The organism is Acinetobacter sp. CWB-B33 (genome assembly GCF_039655955.1).
GTDB lineage: Bacteria > Pseudomonadota > Gammaproteobacteria > Pseudomonadales > Moraxellaceae > Acinetobacter > Acinetobacter bouvetii.
Window position 1 is genome coordinate 1,138,154 of the sequence record NZ_JAGFEU010000001.1, and the last position, 20,514, is coordinate 1,158,667.

18 protein-coding genes are annotated in these 20,514 nt (G+C 44.1%); 11 read left to right on the plus strand and 7 right to left on the minus strand.

The genetic code is table 11. The annotated features are described in order from the left end of the window. The first annotated feature begins 55 nt into the window (after window positions 1-55). The 3 genes from JZ784_RS05490 (at window position 56) to JZ784_RS05500 (ending at window position 4,101) form a co-directional block, all read left to right on the plus strand. Entirely contained in the window at window positions 56-1,276 is a 1,221-nt protein-coding gene (locus JZ784_RS05490; RefSeq protein WP_346314109.1) for a multidrug effflux MFS transporter, read from the plus strand. Window positions 1,277-1,480: 204 nt separating this feature from the next. After that, window positions 1,481-2,824: an aromatic acid/H+ symport family MFS transporter gene (locus JZ784_RS05495; protein ID WP_346314110.1), complete on the plus strand. Its 1,344-nt coding sequence runs from the start codon at window positions 1,481-1,483 to the stop codon at window positions 2,822-2,824. Window positions 2,825-2,976: 152 nt separating this feature from the next. Further along, window positions 2,977-4,101, plus strand: a complete 1,125-nt coding sequence (locus tag JZ784_RS05500; RefSeq protein ID WP_346314111.1) for an FAD-dependent monooxygenase — start codon at window positions 2,977-2,979, stop codon at window positions 4,099-4,101. Window positions 4,102-4,162: 61 nt separating this feature from the next. Here JZ784_RS05500 and JZ784_RS05505 read toward each other — a convergent pair whose 3' ends face one another. The 7 genes from JZ784_RS05505 to JZ784_RS05535 all read right to left on the minus strand — a co-directional run bounded on the left by JZ784_RS05505 (window position 4,163) and on the right by JZ784_RS05535 (window position 10,788). Beyond that, on the minus strand, window positions 4,163-4,552 hold the full coding sequence (locus tag JZ784_RS05505; protein ID WP_346314112.1) for a DUF2147 domain-containing protein: 390 nt from the start codon (window positions 4,550-4,552) through the stop codon (window positions 4,163-4,165). Between the two features lie 415 nt (window positions 4,553-4,967). Next, the gene (locus JZ784_RS05510; protein WP_346314113.1) at window positions 4,968-6,167 is read right to left on the minus strand and encodes an MFS transporter; all 1,200 of its coding nucleotides are present in this window, start codon (window positions 6,165-6,167) and stop codon (window positions 4,968-4,970) included. A 97-nt stretch (window positions 6,168-6,264) separates the two neighbouring features. Beyond that, window positions 6,265-7,407 (minus strand): FAD-dependent monooxygenase, encoded by a 1,143-nt coding sequence (locus JZ784_RS05515; protein ID WP_346314114.1) that lies wholly within the window; start codon window positions 7,405-7,407, stop codon window positions 6,265-6,267. A 16-nt stretch (window positions 7,408-7,423) separates the two neighbouring features. Further along, the gene (locus JZ784_RS05520; RefSeq protein WP_346314115.1) at window positions 7,424-8,254 is read right to left on the minus strand and encodes an alpha/beta hydrolase; all 831 of its coding nucleotides are present in this window, start codon (window positions 8,252-8,254) and stop codon (window positions 7,424-7,426) included. A gap of 111 nt (window positions 8,255-8,365) precedes the next feature. Beyond that, window positions 8,366-8,794 (minus strand): lipocalin-like domain-containing protein, encoded by a 429-nt coding sequence (locus JZ784_RS05525; RefSeq protein WP_346314116.1) that lies wholly within the window; start codon window positions 8,792-8,794, stop codon window positions 8,366-8,368. Between the two features lie 11 nt (window positions 8,795-8,805). Beyond that, on the minus strand, window positions 8,806-9,768 hold the full coding sequence (locus JZ784_RS05530; RefSeq protein ID WP_346314117.1) for an alpha/beta hydrolase: 963 nt from the start codon (window positions 9,766-9,768) through the stop codon (window positions 8,806-8,808). Window positions 9,769-9,810: 42 nt separating this feature from the next. Beyond that, entirely contained in the window at window positions 9,811-10,788 is a 978-nt protein-coding gene (locus JZ784_RS05535) for a VOC family protein (RefSeq protein ID WP_346314118.1), read from the minus strand. Between the two features lie 198 nt (window positions 10,789-10,986). Here JZ784_RS05535 and JZ784_RS05540 point away from each other — a divergent pair, with 198 nt between their 5' ends. The 8 genes from JZ784_RS05540 (at window position 10,987) to JZ784_RS05575 (ending at window position 20,503) form a co-directional block, all read left to right on the plus strand. Then, window positions 10,987-11,793 carry an alpha/beta hydrolase gene (locus tag JZ784_RS05540; RefSeq protein ID WP_346314119.1) on the plus strand — a complete coding sequence of 269 codons (807 nt, stop codon included), beginning with the start codon at window positions 10,987-10,989 and terminating at the stop codon, window positions 11,791-11,793. Beyond that, the gene (locus JZ784_RS05545) at window positions 11,790-13,019 is read left to right on the plus strand and encodes an FAD-dependent oxidoreductase (protein WP_346314120.1); all 1,230 of its coding nucleotides are present in this window, start codon (window positions 11,790-11,792) and stop codon (window positions 13,017-13,019) included. The genes JZ784_RS05540 and JZ784_RS05545 overlap by 4 nt, the downstream gene beginning before the upstream one ends. Before the next feature lie 69 nt (window positions 13,020-13,088). Continuing rightward, window positions 13,089-14,006 carry a LysR family transcriptional regulator gene (locus JZ784_RS05550; RefSeq protein WP_346314121.1) on the plus strand — a complete coding sequence of 306 codons (918 nt, stop codon included), beginning with the start codon at window positions 13,089-13,091 and terminating at the stop codon, window positions 14,004-14,006. Between the two features lie 131 nt (window positions 14,007-14,137). After that, window positions 14,138-15,832: an AAA family ATPase gene (locus JZ784_RS05555; protein ID WP_346314122.1), complete on the plus strand. Its 1,695-nt coding sequence runs from the start codon at window positions 14,138-14,140 to the stop codon at window positions 15,830-15,832. Beyond that, the gene (locus JZ784_RS05560) at window positions 15,822-16,694 is read left to right on the plus strand and encodes a hypothetical protein (RefSeq protein WP_346314123.1); all 873 of its coding nucleotides are present in this window, start codon (window positions 15,822-15,824) and stop codon (window positions 16,692-16,694) included. The genes JZ784_RS05555 and JZ784_RS05560 overlap by 11 nt, the downstream gene beginning before the upstream one ends. A gap of 207 nt (window positions 16,695-16,901) precedes the next feature. Next, entirely contained in the window at window positions 16,902-17,903 is a 1,002-nt protein-coding gene (locus tag JZ784_RS05565) for an ornithine cyclodeaminase family protein (RefSeq protein WP_346314124.1), read from the plus strand. A 62-nt stretch (window positions 17,904-17,965) separates the two neighbouring features. Then, window positions 17,966-18,985 (plus strand): dihydrodipicolinate synthase family protein, encoded by a 1,020-nt coding sequence (locus JZ784_RS05570; RefSeq protein WP_346314125.1) that lies wholly within the window; start codon window positions 17,966-17,968, stop codon window positions 18,983-18,985. Window positions 18,986-19,009: 24 nt separating this feature from the next. After that, window positions 19,010-20,503 carry an NAD-dependent succinate-semialdehyde dehydrogenase gene (locus JZ784_RS05575; RefSeq protein WP_346314126.1) on the plus strand — a complete coding sequence of 498 codons (1,494 nt, stop codon included), beginning with the start codon at window positions 19,010-19,012 and terminating at the stop codon, window positions 20,501-20,503. Window positions 20,504-20,514 lie beyond the last annotated feature (11 nt).

Here is a 20,514-nt window from a genome sequence, read left to right on the forward strand (position 1 = left end):
CTAAAACTTCTCGGGCTGGAGAGGGCCCTGCGCTTAAAAATAGGGAAAATGGACTATGCAGATGAATGCATCACCAAGCCATTACCGTACAGGCTGGATTATTCTACTGGCTGTATTGACTGCGATTGCGCCATTATCGACAGACATGTATTTGCCTGCGTTGCCAGAAATGGCGAGTGATTTCGGCACATCGACGCTTTTGGTATCCAACTCGCTGCCGGCTTACTTTTTAGGTTTAGCCATTGGTCAATTAATTTATGGCCCTATCAGTGACAGAATTGGCCGTAAAGGACCCTTGATTTTTGGCTTAAGCCTGCACATTGTTGCCAGCATCTTATGTATTTATGCAGACAGCTTAAATACACTGCTGACCGTCCGTGTGCTGCAGGCGCTTGGCAGCTGTGTAGGATTGGTTCTGGCACGAGCCGCAATTCGTGATGTTTTAGACACGGCCCATGCCGCCAAAGCCTTTGCCAGCATGATGATTGTCATGGGGATTGCACCAGTCATTGCCCCGACACTTGGCGCATGGCTGCTGATCTTTTTTAGATGGCAGTCTATTTTTGTGGCCTTAACAGCATTGGGTGCTGTCAGTCTAATTTGGGTGCTGTTGCAATTTAAAGAAACTCTGCCAGCTGAGCGCCGTTTAAAGCTGTCCTTTATGCAAGCCGGTCAATTGTATGTACATATTGCGCAAGACCGCAGTTTTTTATATCCCATGCTGGCTGGCTGTTTCAGCTTTGGTATTCTGTTTTGCTATATCAATGCGGCATCTGCAGTATTCATGGACCAATATCATTTCAGCCAGCAGCAGTTTGCGTATGTATTTGGATTCAATGCGGTAGGGACTGTATTGCTTTCATCTATGAACCATAAGCTGGGAAAGAAATATAGCGTAGCGCAGCGGTTGACATTGGGCGGAGCAGTGCAGGCCTTTGGCGTATTTGTATTATTAATTGCTTTTATCTTTTCTGTATTTGAGCTGCCCTTAATGCTGGCCGGTTTGTTTTTAGCTGTTGCGGGTATTGGATTAACCGCACCGAACTCTACAGCTTTAGCCATGTCGCAGCAAGGCCGTCAGGCGGGATCTGCCAGCGCGTTGATGGGCAGTTTGCAATTTGGCTTTGGCCTGCTTAGCGGGATATTGCTGAATGTCCTGCTGTGGAGTGCGCAAGTCAATATGTCGCTTTCAATGCTGATCTTTGTCATTTGCTCTAATGCAGCCATTGCGCTGACGCAGCGCTATTTAAAATCACAGGTTATTTTTGCGAAATAGAACCACCATAAACAATAAAAACTGCAGCAAGCTTTTCCTTGGTCGCCGCTCGAAAGGGCGGCTTTTTTTTGTATCAATATTATAGAATGAAGCGCTATCTATTTCCGCAATATCTAATATCCAGCTTCATAGAACATTGCTTGGGGTGCACTGCGCTATGCTGAAAAAATCACATATTTTTGATGCATCGACAAGGATGAGCACATGCATATTCAAGCTTTTTTAGATCAGCATGGCTGGTCAAATTTTCAATGGCTTATTTTTGTGATGATGTTTTTTGTGGCCTTTTTTGATGGCATGGATACAGCGGTAATTGGCTATATTGCGCCAGATCTGATTCGGGATTGGCAGATCAGTAAAGTGGATCTCGTGCCTGTACTCAGTGCCGCTTTAATCGGCGCAGCAATTGGGGCAATTGTTCTCGGGCCTTTGGCGGACCGATTTGGCCGTAAAACATTACTTTTATTTTCAGTATTTATTTTTTCATGCAGCTGCATGCTCTCCAGCTTTGCCCAAAATTTAACGCAGCTGGAAATTCTGCGGTTTATTACAGGCTTGGGGTTAGGCGCAGCATTGCCGAATGCCGTGACGCTGCTGTCAGAATATTGCCCTTCGCATAAGCGCGCCTTTATCGTCAATACCATGTACTGCGGCTTTCCAATAGGCGCAGCCACAGGCGGTTTTGCGGCGGCTTACATTGTTCCGCATTTTGGCTGGGAGAGCATGCTGCTGCTGAGCGGTGCTTTACCTTTACTGCTGGCAATGCTGATGGCATGGCTGCTGCCCGAATCTGTGCGGTATTTGCTGCTGAATGGTGCGGACCAATCACGGATACAGCATATTTTGCAAAAAATAAATGCACTAGCACTGCAGCAAAATTTTCGCTTAGAAGCGAAAAGTCGCCAGCTGTCTGCATTGCAATCTATGCGCATGGTTTTTTCCAGTAAATTTCTTGTAGGAACCTTGAGCCTGTGGCTATGCTTTTTCTGTGGCTTGATGATTTTTTACAGCATCATAAACTGGATGCCGGTGCTCTTTAAAGAGGCGGATATGCCGCCGCATTTAGGCCCTGTGGTATCAGGCCTATTCGCCCTAGGCGGTGTAGGGGCCATGCTGAATGGCTGGCTGATGGATCATTTTAACGGCAATTATGTGATTGCTGTCTGTACTTTTTTTACTGCAATTTGCGTTGCGCTGATTGGTCCAGCCCTTCATCTGTCATTAACATTTTTCATTATCCTGATGATTTGTGCAGGCACACTGCAAAATACGGCGCAGTCATCTTTGCCTGTATTGGCTGCCAATTTTTATCCTACCGCTGTTCGTACTACTGAGGTTTCCTGGATGTGCGGCATAGGCCGCTTTGGTGCAGTTGCAGGCACAATGTGCATGGGGTATTTGGTCAATAACAATATTGGCTGGAGTCAAATTTTTACAGTCTTAGCTATACCTGCTGCAGTCATGACGCTCTGCATGCTGATAAAGAATATGTCTGAAGCCGCGCGTGATTCTGCTCGTTTTTCATTATCACAGCAGGATGCAGAATAAGCAAAAATAGACACTGAACTTTGTTTTGCTATCGCAATTTTGCATAACTGCTTTGAGTGTATTTGGATACAGCGCGCTTTAAAATTTGATTAAGCTCAAATCGGTTAGAAATAAATGCGTTTAAATTAGGATTGGAAATTAAAGGATTAACCATGAAAATGTTGGTACTTGGCGGCGGCATAGGCGGAATGGCCGCAGCCATTAAGCTGAAACAGGCAGGGCATGCCGTTGAACTGGTGGAAAAGTCAGAAGATTGGAAAGCCTTGGGTACAGGCCTGACATTGTCAGTATTGACACTGCGCGCGCTTTGCGACCTTGGGTTGCAGGATGAAATTGCCGCGCAGGGCTTTGTGCATGATGGGGTTGATATTTATGATCAGCAGGGCAATTTTATCCGCACCGTTTTATCTAAACGCGTCATTGCGGATGACTTCCCATCTGAAGGCGCAATTTTACGCCCTGTACTGCATGATATTTTGTCCAAAAAAGTGCAGGAACAGGACATTCCCGTATTTTTGGGCGACAGTGTAGTAGAGATCCGCAGCAGTTTAGAGCACGGTAATTTTGTGAAATTTGAAAGTGGCCGTGAACAGCACTATGACTTAGTGGTAGGCGCGGACGGCGTATTTTCTAAATTGCGTCAGCTGCTGATGCCTGAACAGGCTGCCCCTGAATATACAGGGCAAGCCTGCTGGCGCCTGCAATTTGACCGTCCTGCGGAGATTGTGCGCGGCCGCATGTTCCAGTCTGAAACAATGAAAGTGGGCTTTAACCCCTGCAGCCCAACGCAAATGTATATGTATATGATGGAATGTGTGCCTAAGGAAAACGTATGGCGTGAACCTGAAGATTTGCCGCGAATTGCCAAGCAGCTATTGCAGGAATTTGAACCGGTATTAAAGCCATATATCGATCGCATTAATGCCGAAACCCCGATTATTTACCGTCCATTAGAACGGGTTATGGTCAATGGCGATTGGCATCGCGGGGCTGCGCTTCTGATTGGTGATGCCGTACATGCAACCACGCCGCATTTAGGTTCAGGCGCAGGCCTAGCAGTTGAAGATGCAATTGTGCTTTCGCAAGTGATTGATCAGTTTGGCAATAACTTGGAAAAAGTATTCACTGTTTTTATGCAAAAACGGCTTGAACGCGCCTTGTTTGTTGTGGAAACGTCAGGTGAAATTGGCCGTATGGAAATCGCAGGCGAGTCGATGATGGCGCGCAGCATGCTGCTGGCTAAAGGCTTTGAGCAGGTGACGACTGCATATCTATAAAAAAAGAAAAAATAGATAAATAAAAAAGCCTGCATTTGCAGGCTTTTTTATTTCAATTGATTTATCGAATGCGTACCCATGACAGTTTACGGCTGGCTTTATTGGAATCTGAAGGGCTGCGTAAAACCATCATATGACCTCTTTTAGTCAATTTACCATTGACTTGATAGCGTTGATTAATTGCGGGGTCAACTACTTCTCCAATAGTAAGCTTGTAAGGATCTTTTAGGTCTTGTTTAAGCCCTTGAAGCAGATGAAAGCCTTTTAAATGGCTTAAATCCCGCACAGGCTGATTAGGCGGGTTAAATGCTTCAATAATATGACCTTGATAAAGATGAGGTTGGGGTTCTGTGACTTTTACTTTGACTAATGTAAAACCACTTTTATCATCAATTACTTTCCATTCCCCAGATAAATTCGTCGCATCGCCGGCAATGAGAGTTTGTGTCATGGCGAATGTAAATAGCAGGCCAAAAATCCTTTTAAGCATCATTTGTTGTCTCAACAGTTAAATTATTCAAAAGCTTCTTAATCACAAGCATTTAAAACTATAAAAAGGTTAAAAAATAAAGACTTGATTTGATTAAAAGATAGACTATAGAGCTCGTGAAATCATGAAACAAGGGCTGGATTGTCAAATATAAGCAGGAATTCAAGATATCAGTTATATCTAAATCGGATGGATTTTAAACAGCCCCTTGAGATGCACATATTTGAAGGGCTTAGCTTCTATTATTTTAGGGCTGTGAATATGACAGCCCTAAAAGCATAAAAAACCAGCCTGCTATTTAGGGGCAGACTGGTCAAAACTTAAATGATTTACGTATTGTTCAGAAGAGAAAATGCAGTAGACCGATCAAACCATGTTAATTGGCTGGCTGAGTTTCATTGCCATTTTTGACTGCCGCAGGAATATTTGTTTCACCAGCCAATACCGCTTTACGGGTTTGGCTGAATAAATAGACTTGAACGGCAACAACAATACAGCAGGCATAGCCAATGGCCTCAAAGCTGATGAATTTAACAATGGTTCCGCTGATAAATGGCGCGACGGCAGCGCCGACCATCAGCATGGCTGGTGTGCCGGCAACCGCGCGGCCGGTTGGATCTAAACGCGCCAGTAAGCCAAAGGCAAAGGTATGCACAAAGAGTATGGTAAAGGCCATAAAGGGACCCGCGAGAGCAAAGACAGCGTATTGATGAGTGTGCGTAGTCAATAGAGAAAAAATAGCTTGAAATATTGGACCGAAAGCTATAATGGCCGTGATGCTGACGCGCTTTTCCAGCAATACCGCCAATGGCGCTGGAAAAATCGTGACAATACCGTAAATGACCAAGGCCATGGTGACCATATCTCGGCTGAAACCTCGCTCTAATCCAATCCGCTCATAAAAGCTTAAAGTCATGGCTTGAGTCATGGCAAGCAAAGCCACGCCAATCATGCAGAACCAAACGGGCTTGCCAAGCGGCGGCAGGTTTTTAATCTGCTCATAATTGTCAAAATCGACAGCACGTGTCGGTTTGGGGAAAAAGAATAAACATGCAGCAGAGGCAATAAGCATGACTGCAGCCAAAACATAGAACATACTTTGGCCGCCAAACTGCTGAATAACGCCCGGTGTGCCGCCCAGAAATACCACCCCAAAAATACCGATGGCTAAGCCTGCAATACCAAAAACGCGGTGCGGGTTAACTGCATGCCCCATCGTACCGTGCGTAACGCTTAATGCTGTGCCTGCTGCCATACCGCCAACCAAATGAAGCCCTGCAAGTATCGGGAAGGAGGTGTTCATTGCAGATAAGACAAAGGCCAATGCTGCAATGGCAAAGCCTAGAATTGCTGAAACTTTAACTTGAATTTTATTAAAGCGCGGCGCAAAGAAAATACTGGCGCCCGCTGCACCGATTAAAAATAAAGTGGCTAAGCCCCCAGCTTGCTGCGGGTCAAAGTGATAATGCGCAATGAGTGTACCGACCCATACCGGCAGTGCAACCAAATCAACCATCCCTGCGCAATGTGCCAGCATCAGCGCGAACATGCCGCGTTTGCTTTCGATTTTTACCATGTCCTATCTCCGTGGGTATTTTCCATTTCAGGCTCGTCACTGAGCTTTTTTTGGTATTCAAAAAATAAGCCCCCGCAAATGATGCAGGGGCTTCGGATTAAATCGCTTCTTTTAACAGTTCTAAGGCTTTGCTGACGACAGCTGTTTGCGCTTCGACAGGCGCGCGCTGCTGTTCTAAACGTCCTATCTCCATAGAGCTTTGCGTTACCAGACGGCAGCGCTGTTCACGCCGCTGCATAAACTGCGCAAAGGCTTTTTCAACGTCAGATTCTGCTGCAAAGATTTCAGCCAAAACCAAGGCATCTTCAATCCCCATGCCTGCGCCAGACGCCAATTGCGGGGTTGTTGGATGGGCTGAATCGCCAATCAGCAAGATGCGGCCTTTATACCAAGGCCCCGGCAGATCAAAGCATTCCAATGGACGGAAGTTGATATCTTTATTATCCGCTTCAGTCAGAGATTCACGAATATCTGCCAAAATACCGTCATAGCCTTCAAGCAATTGCTTCAAGTTTTTGTAGTTATCTTCTGGTTCTTGCCAGCGCTGTTCACAGCGTTCAAGCAGGAACATATACATATGATCTTGCGATACTGGGGTAAAGCCGACTTTAACGGGGCCGCCCAAGAAATAAGTGCGGCGCTTGACCGAAGCAGGACGTTTTAAAAATAAACGCCAGCAGCTTTGACCGGTATATTCGGCTTTCGGCGCATCTGGGAACAGCATTTGACGGGTTTTAGACAATACGCCATCTGAACCTAAAACAAAGTCATAGCGGCCCGATGTACCATCGCTGAAAGCAACCGTAACAGCACTTTCACCCTGATCAAAAGCATCAGCAGTAATGCCTAAGCGCATTTCAATGCCCGCATCTTTAACGTATTTGTGCATAATTGAATGCATGGTCGGGCGCATGATGCCGCCGCTGCCTGCCGTGTCAGCATCTTCCTGCATGGGCGTGGGTAAAATGCGCAGCGGGTTGCCTTGCGGGTCGCAGACTTGAATGCCTTCACCGACATAAGCTTGATTGGTCACTTCATCATAAACACCGAGCTGTTTCAGCGCACGTAAAGTCGGACCAGTAATGGTCAGGCCTGCGCCAAGTGCGCCCCAGTTTGGGTTGATGTCGATTAAATCCACTTTCAGGCCAATGCGTGAAAGGGTAATCGCAGAAGCCATGCCGGCTGTGCCTGCGCCGATAATCAGTACTTTTTTACCGGCAGATGCGGAGTGTTGAGTCATCTGAGTCTTCCTTGATTCATTCGGATTTCAAAAAATTAGCCACGAGCTGAGTAAAGCTTTTTGCATGCTCAATTTGCGTCCAATGGCCGCACTGACTGAAAATGTGCAATTGACTGTTTTCAATCCAGTTCAACATGGTCATTGAGGTAGAGAGCGGAATGACTTTGTCATCGCGGCCATGTACCATCAAAGTCGGTTGCTGAATTTTGCGGATATCACTTTCTGCATGTGACATCGCTTCGACCCATTGCTGGCGTGGTGCAGGGAACATGCGCTCATAGGCTGCACGAGTATCTTCCTTTGTACTGGCGATATAACGCATTTGCACTAAATCATCGCCAACCAAATTTTGGTTGTAAGCAAAAATTTTCATGATTGCCTGCATATTTTGAAATGAAGGCGTGTAGCCCCAAACGGCATCCAGTCCAGCCGTCAATTCAAACGGCACGCCGACACTGCCCATCAAAATCAATTTATTCACGCGTTCAGGGTGATAAATCGCCAGCGCCAACGCCATGGAACCGCCAAAGGAGTTGCCAATCACATTGACTTTGTCTAAGCCGAGAGCATCCATAAATGACACGATTTGCTTCAGCCAATTTTCACGGTTAAAGCTCATGTCTTCAGGAAATTTGCTGTAGCCAAAACCTGCAAAATCAGGTGCAATTAAACGGAAATCGTTTTGCAGCGCTTGAATGGTCAGGCGCCAGTTGGCCCACGCGCTGACGCCTGGGCCAGAACCGTGCAGCAGTAAAACTGGTTCGCCTTGGCCGACATCATGGTAATTGGTCAGGATATCGCCGCATTGAATGCTGTGGCCAATTTCAGGGTTGGTCATTGTGTTCATATTCATTCCTTGAAAATTTGTAAAATGGGCTTCTTTTATCAGCCTTATGCTTTTCTCCTTTTGGGAGAAATACAAAGAGGGTCTGGACATGAAAGAAGCATCTTTAAAAATTTATGCGCGTTTCCACAGCAGCAGTGCCGTACGGGCTTCCGAGGTATTTTCCTCTAGACGCGCGGTCAGGCTGAGCTGGCCTTGTTCATCAAATTTAAATTGACGTTTTTGTTGTCCACCGACCCAGTTTGGAAACAGGCTGAGATCTACCAAATGAGTGACTACGCCATCTTCCAAGGTGTAACGGCCTGCATAAGAAAGCATGCTGTTATAGGCGCCAGCTTTTTCTGTATCAGAGGCGTTCCATTGACCGCCTGTAGTGAAATTGCCGCGGTTGGCTTTGGTAATTTGACAGCTCATATAGCCGTCTTCGGTATATTGAATAACGCCTTGCGGGCCTTCACCCATGGGGAAAACCACGCGGCCATCGTCATAATTTTGTTCGAAAGTCACCAGTTCCCAGCGGCCGGTTAAATTTGGCTGTGTCATATATTTCCTATTTATTCATCATTTGTTTGCAGGTCTTGCCCGAGCAGGAATTGCGTCACAATGGTGTTATGCACTTCGGGACTTTCAAATTGCGCCCAGTGGCCTGTGTCCTTCGCGCAGAAGAACTGACCTTGCTGAACTTGCGCTGCAATGTGCTGACCCAATGTCGGCGGTGTGCGGTTGGCATCGCCCCAATACACCAAAGTCGGCTGTGAAATCTGCGCTGCCAAAGCATCCGTTACTGCATGCTGCTGAATGGTGCTGCCAGACAGATATTCGGTAATAAACTGCTTCTGCACTTCAGCCAGTTTTGGCTGCTGATACAGCGCTTGGCGTACCTGAATCGCTTCATCAGTCAGGCGTTCGGGCTTGGCCAAAATACGCGCCATGCGGGTACGCACATTGTCAAAAGTTGGCTTTTCTAAAACTTCAATTGAGCTGGCTAAATTGCTGGCCCAAATCGGTTCGACATAGCCTGCAATGGCGCCTTCATTTGGTTTGTAGCCCATAGTTGTCGTGAGCACCAAACGGTCGACTTTTTCAGGGTGCTGAATCGCCAATTGCATCGCCACCCAGCCGCCCATGGATTGACCTTCAAAGTGTGCAGATGGAATATTCATCACATTCATCACATCTAAAATTTGGTCAATCAATAGGGGGATGACAGCGTGATCAAATCCTTCAGTTTGTGAACGGCCATGCCATAAAAAGTCCATGGCAATCACATGAAAGTGCTCTGCCAGAGCAGGAATGTTACGGGCATAATTTTCTAAATGACCGCCTGTGCCATGCAGCAGGAACAGTGCCGGTGCAGCTGGATTGCCTGCTTCCAAAATACGGGTACGGTACTTACCCTGAATGATGCGGATATCGCTGTGAATCAGCTGTACCCAATAATGTTCTGCGGGCTGAACGCTGTTTTCAGCCGTATTTTGTGCCTTGTTTTGCACTGTGTTATGAATGTTGGCATTCATCTTAAAATCCTTCTCTCAATTCAATCAGCTTGTCAAAAGCGCTTAATCGTTTAACGTTTCAGCTTTGCTCTGTGAGATCGGGCCTTTCAGCGTGCCATCCGATTTTTCTAGACCAAAAGTCCATTCAGTGAAGATGTGCGCTTCGGCAGCAAAGTCGGTCGATTCCCAATCTTCCGTCACGATGTCTTCATCGGCTGCATATTCCCAAGCGCCGCCAAATGGCGTGAGGAAGTACCAGAAGCAAGCAGATGAAACACGGTGACGGCCTGGGCCTGCAAAAGTTGTCCAGCCTTGTGAATCGATGTGCTGACCGCCAAAAATCACTTCATGAATATCGCGGACTTTAAAGGCCAAATGGTTGAAGCGTGTACCCGGCTGTTTGCCATTCATAAAGAACAGGTGGTGATGGTTGCCTTCTGCTGAGCAGCGGATAAATACACCGCGGTCCGCATAGCGGTCTGAAACACGGAAGCCTAAACGGTTTAAATAGAACTTCACCGCATCGCCAGCGTTGTCTACACCAATCGCCAAGTGGCTGATTTCATAAGGTTGGGCTTTTTCATAACGCGGCGCACGGCTGTTCACACGCTTTGGCTGACTTGGAGAATTAAACTGTGTTTCGTTAAATGGAATATAGCTGCGTTGAGCCAAACGGAAAGCAAGGCGAATACCCAAGTCATCTTGGCTATGTACTGTGCCGTCTTCATCAATCGTCACTTCACGGTCGGTACGCAGTTCTGCGGCAATTGCATCCAAACCTGCTTGATCAGCCACGCCCCAGACCATTTCGCACATGCCGCTTGGGCTGCCAATAGGAGTGCGCAACGGGTTGGAAGCATCTGCTTGGAAAATTTCAACTTGTGAACCGTCGGTGGTTTCAAACAGATAGCTGTTTTCCTGAAGGGCCTGCACCTGTTTTAAGCCCCAGTCATCGGCAAAACGCAGCGCATCTTGCAAATTTTCTACGCCAAAACGTAAGCAGTCTAAACCTTTAATATGAAAATCTTTTTCTGTAGACATCATCTACTCCCTATTCGAAAACCATCAAGTTATTCATCCTTGATGATCACTTTAGAGCGCGATGGCATGTGAAAAAAGCATCTAACTTATAAAGCAGTTATGCATTATTTAGATAACTGCTTTAGATTTTAAAACCTAGCGGATCACTCAGCAAATTGCGTAAGGTAGCCAAAATATAAAGATTTGGAGCAATTCGACATGAGGTCATTACCGTTATTTCACTATCAAACGCAGGGTAAAGCTGGCGCAGACTGGATTACTTTTATACCGGGTATTGGCAATGACTTAAGCTTTTGGGCAGCACACGCAGAAATTTTAGCAGCGCATTTTCAGGTGCTTACTTTTGATCCGTGGGGACATAACCTCAGCCCAGAACCGCCGGAAAATTGCAGCTTTCAAGATGTGGTCGATGGCGTGATTGCGCTGTGGGATCATCTCGGTATTCAGCAAAGCGCAGTGGTAGGGCTTGGTTTTGGAGGCTCGGTGTCTTTATCTTTAGGGCTGAAATATCCAGCGCGCGTGAGCCAAATTGTGGCCTGCTGCTGCCGTCCGCGCCAGCCTGATGACCGTCATGAATTTTGGCGAGACCGCTGCGCCAAAGCCCGTGCCAACGGTTTGGAAAAACTGGGGGATGTCACGGTAGACCGCTGGTTAAGCGAAGAATTCAGAGCAGCACGCCCAGACGTTGATGCGCAGCTGCGCGCCATGATCAAACGCACTTCGGTCGAAGGCTACTGCGCTTATGTAAATGCTTTTATTGAAATGGATTTTTCACAGCAACTGGGCAACATTCAAACGCCTGTTTTACTGCTGGCGGCAGAGCATGATCATGGCGGTGGGCCAGTCGAAGATATGCAAAAAATGGCAGAACAATTGCCAAATGCAGAAATGAAAATGATTCAAAACAGCGGGCATATTTGTAATTTTGAAGCCCCAGAACAAGTCACACAGCACCTCAAACAATTTTTTAAAGCTGATGCGATTCAAGGAGTGAAAAGCGCATGATGAAACGAGTTGTAATTATAGGCGGAGGACACGCCGGCTGCAGCTGCGCCAAAGCGCTGCGCCACGAACAATTTAACGGTGAAATAGTTTTAATCAGCAATGAATCGGAACTGCCGTACCACCGTCCGCCATTGTCCAAAAGCTTTATTAAAGATGAAGCGGAAATGGATCTGTCCAAGCTGTGCTTACAGCCTGAGAACTTTTATGAGAAATATCAAATTGATCTACGGCTGAATACTGCCGTCAGCGAAATTGACCCAGAGGAAAAGCTGGTCAAGCTCTATCATGGCGACATGCTGCATTATGATTATTTGGTTTTAGCTACAGGTACACGCCCACGCCAATTGCCTTTGCCGGGTTTGGAGCTGGACGGCGTGATGAGTCTACGCACTTTGCAGGATGCGCGTAAACTGCGTGATTCACTGGCAAAAGTGAAAAATGTAGTCATCATTGGCGGCGGTTTTATTGGCTTAGAACTGGCTTCAACGGCGCGTACTTTAGGTAAAGATGTGACTGTGCTGGAGCATACACCACGCGTCTTAGGCCGTTCGGTGGCGCCATTGGTGTCGGATTATATTGCCAATATTCACCGTGAGAATGGCATTAAGATTGAAACAGGCGTATTCATTAATGAATTTGTCGGGGAAAATGGCAAAGTTTCAGGTGTGAAATGTGCGCATGGCGTGATTCCTGCAGAATTGGTTTTGGTCGGTGTCGGTGCAATTCCAAATACTGAACTGGCAGAACAAGCAGGCATACAGTGTGAAAATGGCATTGTGGTGAACACTTCGATGCAAACCAATTTTGATGATATTTATGCCATAGGCGACTGCGCCAATCATCAAAATGCTTTTGCTGGCGAACGCCGCATCCGTCTTGAGTCGGTACAAAATGCCAATGATCAGGCTTTGACCGTAGCCAAAATGATTTTGTCGCAAAAAGCGGAATATAAAACTGTGCCATGGTTTTGGACCGATCAGGGCGATATCCGCCTGCAAATGACTGGTTTGTCCTTTGATACCAGTGATTATGTGATTCGCGGTGACATGAAAAGCGGGCGTTTTTCGGTGTTCCATTATGCGAAAGATAAACTTGTTGCTATTGATTCGGTGAACCAACCTGTAGATCATATGATTGCACGGAAATTGCTGGAAGCTGGGATTACACCTTCCAAAATTCAAGCGGCTGATATCAATACCAATTTAAAGAGCTTACTCGCTGTTTAAACACAATTGATTCTGCGCGTTACTGAACCAGCCAGCCCTCGGCTGGTTTAGTCATATAAGGATATTACAATGCAATCAATTTTGGATTCGAAGTGGCTGGTGTTTATTAAAGTTGCGGAGCTGGGCAGTCTGTCCAAGGCTGCGCACGCATTTAACGTGCCGCAATCCATGATCAGCCGTCATATTGCACAGTTGGAAGAGCAGTGTGGTACACGCCTGTTTAACCGTACTGGGCGCGGTGTGGTACTGACGGAACTGGGCTATGAACTGCTGCCGCGGATTATTAACCTCGCGATTGAATGCGGTGCGATTGAAGATGACATCCGCACCTATGGCGGTGAGCCGATTGGTGAAGTGCGCGTAGGTTTATTGCCTGCTTTGGTGCGTCAGCTTTCAGGCGCGTTATACCGCTACGTAAAAGAACACCATCCGAGGATTGATTTGCATTTAAGCGAAGGCTCGAATGTGCATTTGGAAGAGATGATTGAGGAAGGCCGGATCGATATGGCTTTACTGCTTCGTGAGGGGGAAATGGTGAAGCAGGAAGAGGCGGTAATTGCGGAATTTGGTCTGATGCTGGTCGGTCAAAGCAATGACCCTTTGGTACAGCAGCCGACCATTAAACTGCGGGATTTACAGGATTTACCGCTCATTGTACCGAGCCGTCCGCATCCTTTGCGTGCGCGTTTAGATTTGCTGGCACGGCAGATGGAATGCAAGTTTGACTGTGTTGTAGAAGCGGACTCGAACCGTTTGCAGCATGAACTGGTGGCTGCTGGCGGCGGTTATGCAATTTCTTCGGGCTTATTTGGTTTGGAAAATCAGCAGCGTTTGTCTGCAAGTTTGATTGTAGAGCCTGAGTTACACCGCAGTGTGGTGCTGGCGCATACCATTCGCAGACCGAATACACGGGCGGCACGAGTGGTGCAGCAGTGGTTTGAAAAGCAAGCACCGCAAATTTTGAAAGGGATGATTGTGAATCGGTGATGTTTTTTATAAAATTGTTGAGTCATTAATTCAACTTTATGTGTAAAAAATTTAAATTACAAGTAATTAAGTATGAAATAATTTATAAGATAGTTAAAATGTGTAGATCGTAGCATAAGATATAAGTTTGTATGTTTTTAATAAAATACATCCCCAATCAGAATTGGTCTACTCAACCATCTAAGTTATCTGGATATACCAATCAAATTATTTTAAGTGGTAATAATTGGGATGATTATGGTTCTAAAACATCTTTTAATATGATTGTTGTTCTTAATAATAAAGAGTATAAAAATTGGGCTGTAAGGATTTTGATTGAAGGGGAATCTTACAGTGCTGCTTACTTAGACAAACTTTGTAATGAAGGATGGGATGGTGTATTCCCAATACCAAATAAGAATTATATAAGTCAATTTTCTGATATTGATTTTTATAAAACTCTTGTTAGCGTGTTGGAAATAGAGCAAATTAATAAAATATTAATAAATTTCAAAGATGCTAGCTATATGAAAAATATAGAAAAAGATGTATCTATTCTTCACTTGATAGAAAATTCCATATTTACTGAATCATTGCTTCGCGATACAGGTTCACATAAAGCATTTGAAGAAGCGTGGATGTTATTTGAGGATAATATATCAAGTAGTATTAATGATTTCTGTTTTAATTATAAAGACAAAAAAAATGAAATTAAAAATATATTTTTCAATTTTTCAAAGCAATTACTTCCAACAGATATTAATGTTTTAATTGGTGCTAATGGAGTAGGTAAAAGTCATACAATTAAAGTGCTATCTGAGTATTTATTAAAAGTTGGTGAAGGTGATGTTCGGAGGTTAGAGGGCTATCAGCCATTTGATAGAAGGCCTAATTTTTCTAATTTAATATTAACATCTTATAGTGTGTTTGAAGATTTTTTAGTGGATTTAAGTGATGAGAATATCAAGGAGAATGAAAAAGAAAATTATAAATACTTTGGTTTGAGAGCCAGAGATGTTGATAATAAAAATAGAATTGCTATAGGTAGAAATATTCCTAGTTTAGATGCCAAAAAAGCAGTTTTTAAAATGATTTATGAAAACTATCAATATAAAAATTTAAATTGGTGGGTGGATAAATTAGGATTAGCTAAAGAAACATTAAAAAAAGCATTTGATTTTGATGAATTAGTTATTGGGGTTAATGAACAAGCTGATTTTTCACTTATAAGTGAATATGATTATTATCACTTTAATGGTAAAAAATACTTAATTTTAAATGAAAAATTAGAAAACTTCGAAGTGATTCACCATAGTGTGAAATTTGAAAATACTATTTTTTTCCTAAAAAATAATAAAATTATTAAACTGAGTTCAGGTCAGAAGATTTTTTCATATATAGTTTTAAATATTTTAGGTGAGATTAAAGAATCAAGTTTAATTATTATTGATGAGCCAGAATTATTTTTACATCCAACATTAGAGATAGAATTCATAGGACTGTTAAAATCAATATTAGAACCTTTTAAGTCTAAGGCCATTTTAGCTACACATTCATTGTCAATTGTTCGTGAAGTACCCTCTAGTTGTGTCCATATATACAAGGAAAATGAATTAGGGTTGAGTATTGAAAGCCCGCCATTTCAAACGTTTGGTGGAGATATGCAACGCATTTCAACCTATGTGTTTGGCGATAGTTTACTGAAAAAACCATATGAAAACTTTCTAAACACATTACTTGATAGTAAAAAATTTACTCCAACACAACTAATTGATGAGCTTGGTGAGGCAGTAAATGAGGAAATGATTATGGATATTAAAATTTGGGAATCTTTAAATGGTAACTAAGATAAACCTTGGTAAAGACCCAACTTTAGATTTTCTTGGAAACGTTTTGGATTCAAGAATAAATAATCCTTATAGTCTTCCTGAATTTTATCGAAGAATTAAAGATGATTTAATTTTAGCTTATGAGAAATATCATGTCGTACAAGGTAATCCCGAAAAAATAACTAATTTAAATTTTAGAAATTATGTTGATCATGATGATGAAGTTAAATTAAGACATGATACGTTAATTAATTTATATTCAACAAAAAGTGATAAATTTATAACTTCAATATTGAATGGTTTGAGACATGATCATCAGTTAATATTTTGCCCCTATTGTGGAGAGGAAGTTATACCAAGTACTTTAGATCATTATTTACCGAAGGAAAAATATCCTGAATATTCTATATGTTTAGATAACTTGGTTCCTGCTTGCACTAAATGTCAAGGAAAGGATGCCAAAGGTGAAAAAGTATTAAATTTAAATAATAGTAGAATTTTTTTTCATCCATATTATGAAAATATAGAAGAGTTTCTTATTCTTAAAATATTGCCTCCTTATGATTCACCAAGTTTTACTTTGGATTTAAAATACATTAAGGATAAAGACTTATATGAAATTTTAGCAAGTCATGTTGTTGAATTAAATATATATGATAGATTTTTGAGATTTGCTAAATCACAACATATTAACCTTTTAAAGCTTTCAAAAAAAAATAGAGAATCTGGAAGTGTAATGAATGACAAAATTCAAATCTATCTTGAAGAAAAAGAAATTAAAAGTAAAAATGTTTGGTCTGCGATTTATTACCGAAGTGTTTTATCTAACAGTGAGTTGTTAGATTATCTAAATACAGGTGCTTTACCTGATTTTATATAATTTTTTATTTTATTTTTTTTAAATGTCTAGTCAGTAATGATTAGACATTTTTATAATTTGGATTAGAAACTTATTAGATATTTGTAAAATGGTAGAAATTATTTTGATGCTATCCATTTTATAGATATCTGCTTTACACCTTACATGCTAGCTCCGCATATCTCACTTCATTACATTAGAAAAAAATGACTGAAACGGAGTTCAGCAGTGAACCACGCACACCATCCAACCTTATTTATCAATGATGATAATGTCGCAGAATTGGCCACTTGGCCAAGCGCGATAGAAGCACTCAGCGAAGCCTACAAACAGCCAATATCCGCAGCAATGGTGCCGCCGCGTACTATGGCACGCGGAGAAGGTTTTTGGCTGCGCAGCCTATGTGCAGTGTCGCCATCTAAACAATATATGGGCTGCAAACTCATTGCTGCAAGCCCAAAAAATAAAAAAGCCAGCTACCTCATTTCACTGTTTGACCAAGACACCATGCGCCTTGCTGCACTCATTGACGGCAACCGCATTACAGACATCCGTACCGCAGCCAGCTCAGCAGTAGCAGTCAATGCTTTGGCAGCAGCCGACAAATTGGACATTGCAGTACTCGGTTCAAGCGCATTGGCCCGCAGTCATTTACATGCACTTAATGCCACAGGTCGTATTGCCAAAGTTCGCGTATACAGCCCAACAGCAGCAAACCGTGAAAAATTAGCGCAAGAATTTGCAGAACTGTATGGCTTAGACATCCAAGCCGTATCTAGCCCTGAAGAAGCCGTAAAACATGCCAATGTGGTGGTGTGCGCATCGCGCAGTCGTGACGGCGGGCCAGTTTTTGATGCAGCGTGGCTAGAACCGGGCATGACCATTGTCTCAGTCAGCTCAACTTTGCCAGAACAGCGCGAACTGGATGTTGCAACCATGCAAGCCGCGCATTTAATTGTGGCAGATATGCCAGAAGAAGTCCTGCACGAAACTGGTGATTCACTGGTGGCGATTGAAGCTGGCTGTGATGTGGCAGCAAAAACTGTATCGCTGTCAGACGTGATGACAGGTCAGGTGCAAGTGCGCCAAAAGCCAGAAGACATCGTGATTTACAAATCCGTCGGTTCTGCACTGCAAGACATCGTGACCGCAGAAATGCTGCTGCGCAATGCCAAAACTGCAGACCTGTACCAAGAAATGCAATACAGCATTGTCACCATTGATCGTTAAATGATCATTGGTATTGCTGCAAAAATATTTATTTAAATCTAAAGAAAACAAGGAGTTTCAACATGGCGAATTACAAACGTGAAGATGCGCGCGCGTGGGCAAAGAAACATTTAAAAGGCTGTTCTTCGGTCACCATTCCAAGCTATAGCCAAGATTTAAGCCGTTTAAATGAAAAAGGCATTCGTCACGATATTCAGAAAGTCATTGCTTTAGGCTACACCTACACACTTTTATGTACAGAAGTTGCGATTACCCCTGAAGAAAATGCGCAATTTACCGCATGGGCGAAAGATCAGGCAGGGGACAAACTCGGCTTATTCTTCCACGCAGGTTTCGGCACATTGGAAGAAAATATCCGCGCAGTGAAACTGGCGGAAAAAGCAGGTGCAGATATTGTCTTGCTGTCTTATCCGTCAAACTTCTGGCCGACCTCTGAACAAGACATTTATGACTATACCAAAGCATTTTGTGATGCGACGGATTTAGGCGTGATGCTGTTTGCTATTCCGCTTTGGGGCTTTGAACGTGTACATCCACAAGGTATGTCGCCTGAATTGATTCAGCGTTTAATCGACGACTGTCCAAATGTGGTGTCTTTAAAAGCAGAGCAAGGCTTCCCGCACATTGCAGGTTTAATCGACAGCTACGAGCGTTTTAACGATCAAATTGTCGTGACCTGCCCAATTGAAAGTGACGTGATTCCATTGCTTCGTTATACCGATATGCAATTCTCAGGAACCAGCTATACGCAGTGGATGGGTGATCATTTTGTAAAAACCTTTAATCTAGCGAAAGAAGGTAATTTTGATGAAGCGATGAAATTGTACTGGCAAGCGCAACCTGCACGCGGTGCAGTGGGTGCGGCGACAGGCGCTTATATGCCAGGTTCAAACTACATCAACCGTGCGCACTGGAAATACATGGATTGGCTGGCAGGCTTTAACGGCGGCCCATTACGCGCACCAATTGCCCGTATTCCAGACCGTCAAATGAAAGTGCTGCGTCAAGGACTTGTTGCATCAGGCTTGCCATGCACCAATGACCCAGACAGCGAATTCCTGAAAGGCCGTTTCCCTGAATAAGGCGAAGAGTAAAGGATTTAAATTATGAACAGCATTGCACAGATCAATCCTGCGGATTTATTGAAAGATCCGAGCCTTTGGAAAACAGGCGCATTTATTAATGGTCAGTGGCTGCAAGAAACTGCACATGGCACTTATAGCTTAAACAACCCTGCAACGGGTTTAGAGCTGGTGAAACTGCCGCGCTGCAAAGAAGAAGAAACCAATACGGCAATTGCCACAGCGCAAACCGCATTTGAAAAATGGCGCAAAACCACAGCCAAACAGCGTTATGAAATTATTAACCGCTGGTATCAGCTGGTTGTGGAAAATAAAGAAGACTTAGCGACCATCATTACTTTAGAAGAAGGCAAGCCTTTATCTGAAGCACGCGGTGAAATGGATTATGCATCTTCATTCCTGCAATGGTTTGCCGAAGAAGCAAAACGTATCCGTGGCGATGTATTGCCAGCACCAAAAGACACACAGCGTATTGTGGTGCTTAAACAGCCGATTGGTGTTTGCGCAGCCATTACGCCTTGGAACTTCCCAGCGGCCATGATTACCCGTAAAGCAGGCCCTGCATTGGCAGCCGGCTGTACCATGGTGGTGAAACCTGCGAGCCAAACCCCAATGACGGCTTTGGCTTTGGCTGAACTTGCACGCCGCGCAGGTGTGCCGGATGGCGTATTCAGTGTGCTTACAGGTAATGACACACGCATCATTGGTGGCATTCTGACTTCGCATCCGTTGGTTCGTAAAATTACCTTTACGGGTTCAACCGAAGTGGGCCGTACTTTACTGGAACAGTCGGCAGCGACCATTAAAAAATGCTCGATGGAACTGGGCGGCAACGCCCCATCGATTGTCTTTGATGATGCAGACCTGAACTTGGCGGTCGATGGCGTAATTGCGTCTAAATTCCGCAACACCGGTCAAGCGTGTATTTCTGCTAACCGTATTTATGTGCAAGACGCGATTTATGATGAATTTGCACAGCGCCTAGCGGCCAAAGTCAAAGAATTGAAAGTGGGCAATGGCTTGGAAGACGGTGTTGTGCAAGGCCCACTCATTGATGCAGGCGCAGTGGAAAAAGTGCAGTCGCATATTGCCAATGCAGTCGAGCATGGCGCATCTGTGGTGTGCGGCGGACGCCGCAGCGAATTGGGCGGATTCTTCTTTGAGCCGACCGTTTTGACCAATGTCACTAAAGACATGGTGATTGCGCATGATGAAACCTTTGGCCCAGTTGCGCCTTTAATCCGTTTCAGTACAGATGAAGACGTAATTTCACAGGCGAATGATACCGAATTTGGACTGGCTGCATACCTTTATAGTCAGAATGCCGCGCGTGTTTGGCGTACTTCTGAGGCTTTAGAAGCAGGCATGATCGGCATTAATACGGGTTTAATTTCGAATGAAGTTGCGCCATTCGGCGGCGTGAAACAAAGCGGTTTGGGCCGTGAAGGATCGCATTACGGCATTGATGAATTCTTGGAAATGAAATACATGTGCTGGGATGGATTGCTCACAGGCTAAGTCAATAGTCA